The sequence below is a fragment of the Streptomyces olivaceus genome (assembly GCF_000721235.1).
GTDB classification, from domain to species: Bacteria; Actinomycetota; Actinomycetes; order Streptomycetales; family Streptomycetaceae; genus Streptomyces; species Streptomyces olivaceus.
On record NZ_JOFH01000076.1, the window covers coordinates 1 to 9,549 of the forward strand.

The window sequence follows — 9,549 nt, forward strand, 5'->3', positions numbered from 1 at the left end:
CGGACCGCAGCCAACTCCCCACCCAGCACACCCGGTCAACGACACGACCGATCAAGAAGACACGCCACCACGAACCGCACGTGACCAAGCACTACTAGGAACCGCATCCATCCGATAGGCCAACGAAAGGACTGTCATGATCACGTCATCTCGTACTGCGGCCCGTACCGACATCCGCAACGCCCTGCGCCTGCAGGACGTGCTGGACGTCGCCGCGTCCGTGGGCATGGAGGAGGCACTCCGGCGCCACGGCGAGTCGCTGCCCGCGGCCGAGCGAGCGCTGCTGTCCGGCCTGTCCGTGGCCGAGGTCCGCGAGCTGCAGAACACCGTGCAGCTCCTCGGCGACCCCGACTGCGTCGCCATGGACAACAACATCTGACTCTCGCGGTTGGACGCAACGAAGCCTGCGGCGGCCGGCCATCAGCCCGGCCGGCCGCCGCAGGCCCCTCTGCTCGGTATGAAGCATCTGTGATCCTGGATCAAGGAGTGAACCGGTATGACCGTGACAGTGGAGAGCCATGTCGCTCGTCTGGAAGACGAGCTGCGTCCCTACTACGGGATCCACAAGATCACGTGGCGGAACCTCATGTCCGCGCGTGGGGCCGAAGGATTCTGGGAGACGCTGGGGCAGCTCTACCACGCGATGAACCTCGGGGTGCCGCTGATGCGTGCCGCGGGACGCAGGGCGTCCACCCTGGGACCGGAGTACGCCGAGTTCGCCCACTGGTGTGAGCACCACGCGGAGGAGGAGGCGCCGCACGTCGAGTGGTTGCTCAACGATGTCGCCAAGGTCGGCCGCGATAGGCAAGCGATGGTCGACGCCTTCCCCGAGCCCGAGATCCTCGCCTTCATGGGCACCCAGTTCGCGCTCGTCGAGCAGGTGGACCCCGTAGCCATCCTGGGCTACATCTACGTGGCCGAGGGGCACCCGAACCAGCCCGACGGGCTGCAGGCACTGGCCGAGCGCTTCGACCTGCCGCTGGAGGCTTTCGACACGCTCCTGTTCCACACCGAGGCCGACACCGAACACGGTGAGGAGATCGCTGAACTCATCGAGCGTTACGCCACCTCCGAGCGCCGGCATCAGGCGTTCATCGCCTCGGGCCGGGCCTTCCTGACCGGATGGAGCAGCTACTTCCGTCGCCTGAGCACTCAGTCTCCGGCTCAGAGCTGAAAGGCCGGTCCGAGTATGAGCAGCGCCCTGGAGCGGGACGCGGCGGATGTCAAATACCTGCTGGTCAGTCCGCCTCTCACGGACCCCACCACGCCGTACCACTCGATTTCCTACCTGATCGGCCCGGCGGCAGCGGCCGGCTTCACGGGCTTCCGGGCCTGCGACGCCAACGTCGATGCGCTCAACTGCCTGGCGCATCCGGAGAACGTGCGGCAGACGCTGATGCTGGCCGAAGAGGTTCGGGCGTGTGCCGAAGCCAAGGATGCCCTCAGCAGGGACGAGCAGCTGCGGTACCAGACGGCATTGCAGGGCGTCGGCCTGTCCGACAGTTCCGTCGAGGCAGCGATCGGCGTCTTCAAGGACGCCGAGCAGTTCTACGACTACGACCGCTACCGTCAGGCGGTCATGGTCATCAGGAGGTGGATGGACCTCCTCGCCCTCGCCGGACCAACCGGTCTCCTGGACGGCTTCGAAATCCGCACCAAGGGTCCGGTCAACCTCTGCTCCATCACCGATGTATCGGATGACCGGTTCCTCGACGCGGTGGAAGACGTCGTCCGGCCGTACGTGCAGGGCCCCTTCGCTGCCCTTCTGGAGCAAGAGCAGTGGGATGTCATCGGCTTCTCGGTCAGCTACCTCAGCCAGCTGCCGTTCGCACTGGTGCTCGCCCGGGCCGCCCGAGCAGCCTGTACCGACGCCGTCATCGTCTTCGGCGGCACCGAGGTCTCCGACGACGTCAAGTTCCTCCGCCGCATGCCCGACATCTGGAACCTGTACCGACACGCCGATGCCATCGTCCCCGGAGAAGGCGAGAGCGCCTTCCTGGCCTTGCTCGAGGCCGTCCGCTCGCGCACCCCCCTCAGCCACGACCTGCGCGGTCTCATGGTCAAGGACGCTCCCCGAGCTCCGCTGGCCCCGCCCGTCGTTTACGAGGACGTGGCCAACCTCGCGGGCCCCCGGTACGACATCTGGGACTGGGATCAGTACTGGGCACCCGAGCCCGTCCTCCTCTACAGCCCTACCCGCGGTTGCTACTGGAACAAGTGCACCTTCTGTGACTACGGCCTCAACACCGACCGGCCGACCTCACCGTCCAGAGAACGCCCCATCCAGCGGGTGCTGAAAGACCTCAGCCGCGCTGCGGACATCGGCCGAACGGTGTACTTCGCGGTGGACGCCATGTCTCCCGCCTACCTGCGACGACTCTGCGAGGCCCTGGCAGAGAGCCCGCTCAGCCTGCAGTGGAGCGGGGAACTCCGCCTGGAGCGCACCTTCCCCAAACAGGGAATGGGAGCCAAGCTCCGCGCGGCCGGCTGCCTGGCGATCTCCTTCGGCTACGAATCAGGCGTCCAGCGCATCCTGGACCTGATCGACAAGGGGACGCGGATCAGCGAAGTGCCCGGTGTGCTGCAGGAACTGGCCTCTGCCGGCATCGGGGCCCAGATGATGGGCTTCACCGGGTTCCCGACCGAGACCGCGCAAGAAGCGGGGCAGACCTTCAAGTTCTTGCTCGACCACGAGGACCTATGGGCCATCGCTGGCATCGGAGAATTCGTCTTGACCCGCGGCTCGCACATCGCGAGGCAGGCGGAGCGCTTCCGGGTCAAACCCCTGGAGAATCCGCCGGTCGACGACATCCTCCGCTGGGTCCCGTGGCAACCGCTGGAGAGCCCGCAGGGGGAATCACTGCTGGAACTCATGGTAGTTGAGGAGGAGAACAAAAAGCTCGCGCAGCGGGTCCTGCGGCTGGTCGACGACCGGCCGTTCGTAGGCGGAATCGACAGCGCCCACACCATGCTGTACTTCGCCCGGTACGGACGCCAACTGGTCCCCGACGACCAGACCCCTTCACTACTATGGGAACCGCTCGTCCGCACCGCCGCCTACACGACACCCTTCACGCATCTGGACACCTTCACCGCCGTCGACGAGCTCGAAGACTTCCACGGGCAATGCGCCTCCGCCGGTGGCGCGACAGCACACAAGATCGCCACCTGGCTGCATGGCGAGAGCCGCGCCGAACGGTCCGCCTCGGGCACCCCCTGGACATCTTTCCCTCCGGCCGCGCCATGCCCGCCGAGCCTGCGGTCTTCGAGGGCGGCGCCGCCTACCAGGAGATGAAGCACCTTCTCCTGCGAGCCCGAGGCGTCACCTGAGAAGTTCAGCAAGGACTATTGCACAACAAGTCTTGTGCATCTAGCTTGGGGGGTGTGACGACCACACCCCCCAACGACGGCCTCCAGCCTCGGGCTCTGCGGGCTCTCGCGCACCCTGCGCGTATCAGACTGCTGAGCGAACTGCGCAGCGAAGGCCCTGCCACGGCCTCAGCGCTCGCCGAGGTGACAGGCGAAGCTGTCTCGCTGATCAGTTACCACCTGCGGCAGTTGTCCAAGCATGGCTTCATTGAGGAAGCTCCCGAGCTGGCCAAGGATGCCAGAGAACGCTGGTGGCGCGTACGCGAGCAGATGACAAGCTGGTCCTCTGCCACCTTCCTCGCCACCGAAGAAGGCCGCGCCGCCGACACGGCAGTGAGGCAAGAAATCCTGCAACTCCATCACGAACGGCTGTCCGGCTTCCTGAACCAGCAACAAACCTGGACCGATGAGTGGGTGGACGCCGCAGTCACAGACGACTACATGCTGAACCTGGACTCCGCTGGCCTGCATCAACTGCACGACGAACTCGCCACCGTCATCCGCCGCTTCCAGGAGCGAAAGCCAGCACGCCCGGCAAGCAGCGAGCGCGTGCAAGTACTCCTCTATGCCTTCCCTGTGACGAGGCGCCATGAACAGCCGTGATCACGCAACAAGGCCACCAGAGGAAACTCCGGTCGTAACCCACAACACCGGGAACCTGACGCGCTACCTGACCGCTCATGGCACGTCCTTACTTGGCGATCAGATCTACTTCGTAGCCCTGGCCTGGGCAGCGAAAGACGCAGCCGGCCCCAACGGAGTGGGAACAACCCTGGCCGCTGCGTCCTTGCCACGCGCCATCCTCATGCTGCTCGGTGGTGTCATATCCGACCGCTACGGCGCTCGCAAGGTCATGCTGGGCAGCAACATCGCACGCACGATCCTCGTCGGACTCTTCTGCCTCTGGGCCATCACGCAGACGCCCGGCCTTACCACCCTTTGCGTCATCGCCGTAGCCTTCGGAACCGTAGACGGAGTCTTCTACCCCGCCAGCAGCGCCATGCCAGCGTTACTCATCGAATCAAGCAAGATCCCACAGGCAAACGGACTACGGCAGGCCGCCCAACAAGGCGCACTCCTTCTTGGCGGTCCTCTTGGCGGAGTCGCCCTCGCCGTCGGTGGATTAGTGGCAGCGCTCATAGCCAACGGCAGTGCCCTCATCATCTCCATCGTCTGTCTGCTATTCACACACACGAAAGAGGAGACGGAAGGCAAATCTAGCGCCACCCAAATAAGTGTCTCGCGGCAAATGACTGAAGGGCTGCGCTACACCGCCAGCAATCCGCTCATCCGGAACACCATCCTCGTTATCACTATCGCAGGATTCGGATTCGCCGGGCCCGCAAACGTAGGTCTCCCACTCCTTGCCGATCACCAGGGGTGGAACGCTAGCGGCTACGGCATCCTGACCGGCGCCCTAGGCGCAGGAGCACTGGCGGGAGCGCTGGCGGTCAGCGCAGTCAAAGGGATCCCGCGCCCTGGCATCGCAGCTATGGTCATGCTCATCACCCAAGCACTCTGTATGGCGGCCGCAGCCATCACCCCCCATCTCCTCCTTTCTGCTGCGCTGATGGCTATCATGGGGATTGGCCTGAGTGTCGCCAGTGCGATCACCATGAGCCTCGTACAGCTAAACACTGACACCGAGCACCTTGGTCGTGTCATGAGTGTCATGACGCTCGGAATGGTTGGCCTCGTACCACTTGCCTATATTGTTTGCGGATGGCTCGTATCAGCCACCGGAGTAACGACGACATTCGTCGTCTTCTCCCTCATGGAAATCGGCGCAGCAGCGATCGGAGTGGCGCTTCCCGCCATTCGATCAGCCACCTACAGAAAAGTCGGTTGAACGCGGGCCGCCGGCTTAGCTTGTTCTTTATCTACCAAGATCGGCCAGGTTTGCCGATGGCCTTGAGGGTCTCGAGGCGTTTGACGGTTTTGCCCACCAGGCTGAGGCGGCACCCCTTGGGCGGGACCCGGACGTTTTGTGCCGAGCCCGGATACGCCTTATCGGCGGAGGGCATCGATGATGCTGTGCTCGCGTCCCGCGGTCAGGTTGTGGGTGGCGCCGGGCAGCGCGGGCGAGGTCCACAGGAGCCGTCCGAACGGATCGGCCAGTACCTGTATGTTCACGCTGTGGTGCCGCTTCTTGCCGCAGTAGTAGGGGCGGTCGGCGGCCGATCCGGTTGATCGGCAGCATGGTGCGATCCAGGATCACGTACGCCTTCAGGTGGGCCGTCCTCATCGCTTCGTCGGGCGTCGACGCGAGCGCGGCCAGGGTGTCGATCGCCTCGTGGACGTAGCGACGGCCGATGGGAAGCGTTCACCCGGCTACGGCTACGGCTACGGCTACGGCTACGGCTACGGCTACGGCTACGGCCCGCGACCGGTAAACGCAACCACAGGACCTGCCCTCCCCTTTGACGCCCTGTCTCCTCACATCTAAAATCGAGTACGATCAAATAAGTGAGTTCACTTGAATGCTGGAGAGGGAGGAGGAACGGAAGTGCTGCTGACCACAGGTCAGGCAGCCCAGGAACTGGGCTGTGCCATCACCACCCTGCGCCGCCTGGTCCACGCCGGACTGCTCCCCGACCTCACTCACCACGGCGTGCGCGTGATGATCCCGCTCACCACCGTGCAGAACCTCGCCGCCCGCAGCCACGCACCCCTTCACCACCTGAAGGCAGACGAGATCGCCGTCCTGCGCGTGGACGCCGCCCGGCACGTCACCGAGAACGACCGCGACTGGACCGGGTTTGCAGCCTCGCTGCCGCCCGCGACCCTGCTCAAAGCGCTGCGCGGGTGGTGGCGCTGCGACGCCGCGAGCGTTGCAGCCGCTGGCGTCCTGCCCGTCACCGTCGCCGGATACGTGGTGGCCATACTGACCGGGCTGGGGCAGTGGGAGACCAACGCCCAGGGACGCCGCGCCTTCCCGCACGCTCGTCTGGCCGGATACGTCACTGACCTGGCCACCCCCGTCAAACACCTCACCGGGGTCACCGACGACGAGAAACGGCTCGCCGACCACTTGCTCGGGACCCGGCTGCCCTCCCACTCCAGCGGGCCCATCGCCTACGTCGCCACCCGCCCCACAGGCTGACCCGCCGCCCCACGCCAAGGACCCTCATGGACGCACAGAGCTACAACGCCACGCTCGCCGACCTGCGGACGGTCCGCGATAACATCAAGAAGACCCAGACGGCCCTCGCCAAGCTGGAGGCCGAACGCGACAAGCAGATCGCCCAACTGGCCGCCTACGAGAAGGCCAAGGCCGAACGCATCGCCCCGGCCGCCGGACTGAGCCTGGCCGAAGTCGTCGCCCGCGCCCCGGAACTGGCCCCACAATCCCTGGCTGCCGACGCTACGCCCGCACCGGGGCCGGCAGCGGCTGACCAACCGGCCGGAGCTCCCCACATCGAACCGCGGCCGCACGTACCCCAGCCCACCGCACCGCCAACCGGTCCAACCGGCGAAACCCCGCAGGCACCCGCGGCGCCTGCGGCCCCGACCGCGCCCGTGGCCCCGACCGCCGAGGAGGGCGAGCCGCGCACCCTTCCCTCCATCCCCGACGGCGAGACGGGCGACGCTTGGTTCACGCACACCAAGAACCTGGCCTCGACCCGCCCCAACTTCACCCAGCAGGCCCGCTCCACCGTCTTCCTCGACACCGACACCGGCATCCTGGTCCACCGCAACCAGACCCACCGCCTCGACCTCGGCACCCGCTCCGCCGCCGACATTCTCAACGCGGTCTTCGGTGTGCTGCCCGAGGGCGCCGAACGCATCTACATCACCGCGGGCGCCCCCTGGCACCGCGACGCCGACCGCCACCCCTACCTGCGCGACGCGGTCGCGGCCTGGTTCAACGCCCCCACCCCGCGCTGGCGCACCGACACCGGCCGCGGACGCGACCGGATGGCTGGTCACTTCGTCCACGCCCGCCACCCCGTCGCCCGCTACGTGAGCGACGACGAATCGCACGTCGAGATCCGGTCCATGGGGGAGTGGTTCGACCTCGAGGACGGCGACGACCCCGCCACCGCCCGCGACGCCTTCGTCCTGCTCTGGCAGGCGCTGCGGCGGCACTGGGACGACGCCGTCGTCATGGGCTCGCCCTCGCAGACCGGCCGGGACCTGTGGACCCGCACCATCCCCGCCCGCGGCCAATACTCCGAGGGTTACCCCGTCCTCTCGGAGGAACTGCGCGGCCTGCTGCACGCCACCGCTGGGCAGGGCCGCAACGAACTCCTCGCCCCGCCCCGCGTACCCGAGATGCTGCCCCAACTCGTCGAGTACGACCGCACCTTCGCCTACGCCAAGCACACCTGGAAGTCCCCGGTCGGCACCCCGCGCCGCATCACCGGCCGGCAGTTCGCCGCCTGGTCCGAGAAAGAACAGGCCCGCGCCCTGTACGGGTGCGGACACTGGCACATCCGCGCCACCGTCCCCGACACCTGGGACCACGTCGGCCTCCTCCCGGCGCCCGCCCCCGGCGACCGCGCCTGGCACTACCCGGCCACCCCCGGAACCACCTTCACCACCTGGGCCGGCGGCCCCGAAGTCCACACCGCCCTGACCAACCCCCTCACCCCATGGAAGATCGAAGTCCTCGACGGCATCCTCTGGGACGACGGCAAACCCCTCGACGACTGGGCCAAGAAACTCAAAGAAGCCTGGTCCAACCTGAGCGCCCAGGCCCACTTCCAGCAGGACGCCCAGCAATCCCGCGCCGCCCACCTCGCCTCCCGCGGCATCCGCGCCATCCTCCTGTACGGCATCGGCTCCTTCGCCCAACGCCCCCGCATGGTCACCGGCACCACCCCCCGCACCCAGGAACGCGACGTCCCCGCGGACGCCGAAATCATCGGCTTCGACGACGACACGATCACCTGGCAGAAGCCCACCGGCTTCAGCCGCGACCCCAACGCCCACCCCGAATGGGCCGCCGCCATCTGGTCCGGCGCCCGCGCCGCCCTACTCACCCAGCGCCACCGCGCCGACGACACCCACGCCGGCGCCCTGCACGCCGCCCCCGGCACCGTCATCGCCTTCCGCACCGACGCCCTCTACCTCACCCAGCCCCAGGCCTGGCCCTACCACCAACAGCCCGGCGACTACCTCAAAAAGGGCCACCTCACCGGCCCCCTCGCGGCCCCCACCAGCGAAGAGGAACTCCTCACGCTGCGCGATGCCGGACGCGCCGCCCTCACGCCCGCCCCGACCACGGCCGGTGCCTGATGACCCCACGCAAGCGTCGCCAACAGCCCGCCCCCACGCCCGGGTTGAACGAGGCCGCCCAGCTCGCCGATCGGCTCCAGCAGGCCGGCTACACCAAACGCGACATCGCCCGCATCATCGACCGCGACCCCTCCCTGGTCTCCCAGTTCTACACAAAACACAAGGGCGCCGCCTTCGTCACCGCCCTCCGCCAGGTCCTCCAGGCCGTCACCACCGGCGGCATCACCGAGGTCCCCGAACTCGCCGCCCTGGCCGCCCGCCACACCACCCGCCGCACCACCGCCAAGGGCACCCGCGCCCGCGTGCGCTCCAAGGCCGTCCTGATCACCCCCACCGGCACCGGCACCGGCCGCGTCGCCGCCCAGGCCATCGCCTCCGGCTCCGCCCGCCTCCGCCCCCTGATCGCCGAAGCCGCCCGCCGCGGCCTCAAACTCGCCTTCACCGTCCGCCTGCACCAGAGCGGCTACGTGATGCCGTCGGGTAGCCGCACCGACTCGCCCGGCATCCGCCGCGACGTCGTCCAGCGCACCGACCACACCGAGGAACGCTCCTACGGCTCCGCCGCCACCGGCGGCTTCGACGCCGCCGACTTCGCCCATCGCGTCGACGCCGCCGGCGGAGACGTCACCGCGGCCGTGCAGCAGTGGCTGATCGAGACCGGACGCATCCACACCGATGCCCACATCGTGCATCTCGAAGTGCGGACCTGGCGGCCTCGCTGACCGGCCAGAACAAATGCTGCCTCGGGGAAGGAGACAGTGAGGCGTGCGCGTACTGACCGCAGATGGCTCCGTCGGACGGGGGTAGGCTGGGTGGCGAAGACCCTGGAACCGTCCCTAGCGAGCTCGTGCATGGTTGGCGGTAGCGCGTCGAGGGCTGCGGATTGGTTGTTGTGTTCACGTTCGCGTACCACGGGCCAGTGTGGCGACCTGCTGGTGG

General features: G+C 67.3%; 8 protein-coding genes and 1 pseudogene. 8 read left to right on the forward strand and 1 reads right to left on the reverse strand.

Annotation, left to right across the window (positions count from 1 at the left end; all coding sequences use genetic code 11):
• Positions 1–136 precede the first annotated feature (136 nt).
• The 5 genes from IG94_RS0137465 to IG94_RS0137485 all read left to right on the forward strand — a co-directional run bounded on the left by IG94_RS0137465 (position 137) and on the right by IG94_RS0137485 (position 5,218).
• Positions 137–379, forward strand: coding sequence for a hypothetical protein (locus IG94_RS0137465; RefSeq protein WP_031048376.1), 243 nt, complete (start codon positions 137–139; stop codon positions 377–379).
• Between the two features lie 117 nt (positions 380–496).
• A complete protein-coding gene (locus IG94_RS0137470) occupies positions 497–1,174 on the forward strand; it encodes an iron-containing redox enzyme family protein (protein ID WP_031048379.1) in 678 nt (225 codons plus the stop codon).
• A gap of 15 nt (positions 1,175–1,189) precedes the next feature.
• Positions 1,190–3,295: a B12-binding domain-containing radical SAM protein gene (locus IG94_RS0137475; RefSeq protein WP_052411065.1), complete on the forward strand. Its 2,106-nt coding sequence runs from the start codon at positions 1,190–1,192 to the stop codon at positions 3,293–3,295.
• Between the two features lie 89 nt (positions 3,296–3,384).
• Complete coding sequence (locus IG94_RS0137480) at positions 3,385–3,972, forward strand: ArsR/SmtB family transcription factor (RefSeq protein WP_031048385.1); 588 nt, start codon at positions 3,385–3,387, stop codon at positions 3,970–3,972.
• Entirely contained in the window at positions 3,959–5,218 is a 1,260-nt protein-coding gene (locus IG94_RS0137485; protein ID WP_078892582.1) for an MFS transporter, read from the forward strand. The genes IG94_RS0137480 and IG94_RS0137485 overlap by 14 nt, the downstream gene beginning before the upstream one ends.
• A 112-nt stretch (positions 5,219–5,330) precedes the next feature.
• Here the strand turns inward: IG94_RS0137485 and IG94_RS43925 are convergent.
• A pseudogene (locus tag IG94_RS43925) lies at positions 5,331–5,674 on the reverse strand (transposase family protein); the annotation flags it as partial.
• A gap of 201 nt (positions 5,675–5,875) precedes the next feature.
• On the opposite strand from IG94_RS43925, the gene IG94_RS0137500 reads away from it, so the two are divergent.
• From IG94_RS0137500 to IG94_RS42730, 3 genes are read left to right on the forward strand one after another with little or no spacing between them, the layout of a single operon-like run.
• Positions 5,876–6,472 (forward strand): helix-turn-helix domain-containing protein, encoded by a 597-nt coding sequence (locus tag IG94_RS0137500; RefSeq protein WP_031048395.1) that lies wholly within the window; start codon positions 5,876–5,878, stop codon positions 6,470–6,472.
• 26 nt (positions 6,473–6,498) lie between these two features.
• Positions 6,499–8,610: a PLP-dependent aminotransferase family protein gene (locus tag IG94_RS0137505; RefSeq protein WP_031048397.1), complete on the forward strand. Its 2,112-nt coding sequence runs from the start codon at positions 6,499–6,501 to the stop codon at positions 8,608–8,610.
• The gene (locus tag IG94_RS42730) at positions 8,610–9,332 is read left to right on the forward strand and encodes a hypothetical protein (RefSeq protein WP_031048400.1); all 723 of its coding nucleotides are present in this window, start codon (positions 8,610–8,612) and stop codon (positions 9,330–9,332) included. The genes IG94_RS0137505 and IG94_RS42730 overlap by 1 nt, the downstream gene beginning before the upstream one ends.
• The last annotated feature ends 217 nt before the right edge of the window (positions 9,333–9,549 follow it).

What these genes read in the sequence shown, in the direction of transcription:
- IG94_RS0137465 (WP_031048376.1), top strand. Translation starts at nt 137, where the DNA reads ATGATCACGTCATCTCGTACTGCGGCCCGTACCGACATCCGCAACGCC.
- IG94_RS0137470 (WP_031048379.1), top strand. Translation starts at nt 497, where the DNA reads ATGACCGTGACAGTGGAGAGCCATGTCGCTCGTCTGGAAGACGAGCTG.
- IG94_RS0137475 (WP_052411065.1), top strand. Translation starts at nt 1,190, where the DNA reads ATGAGCAGCGCCCTGGAGCGGGACGCGGCGGATGTCAAATACCTGCTG.
- IG94_RS0137485 (WP_078892582.1), top strand. Translation starts at nt 3,959, where the DNA reads ATGAACAGCCGTGATCACGCAACAAGGCCACCAGAGGAAACTCCGGTC.
- IG94_RS0137505 (WP_031048397.1), top strand. Translation starts at nt 6,499, where the DNA reads ATGGACGCACAGAGCTACAACGCCACGCTCGCCGACCTGCGGACGGTC.
- IG94_RS42730 (WP_031048400.1), top strand. Translation starts at nt 8,610, where the DNA reads ATGACCCCACGCAAGCGTCGCCAACAGCCCGCCCCCACGCCCGGGTTG.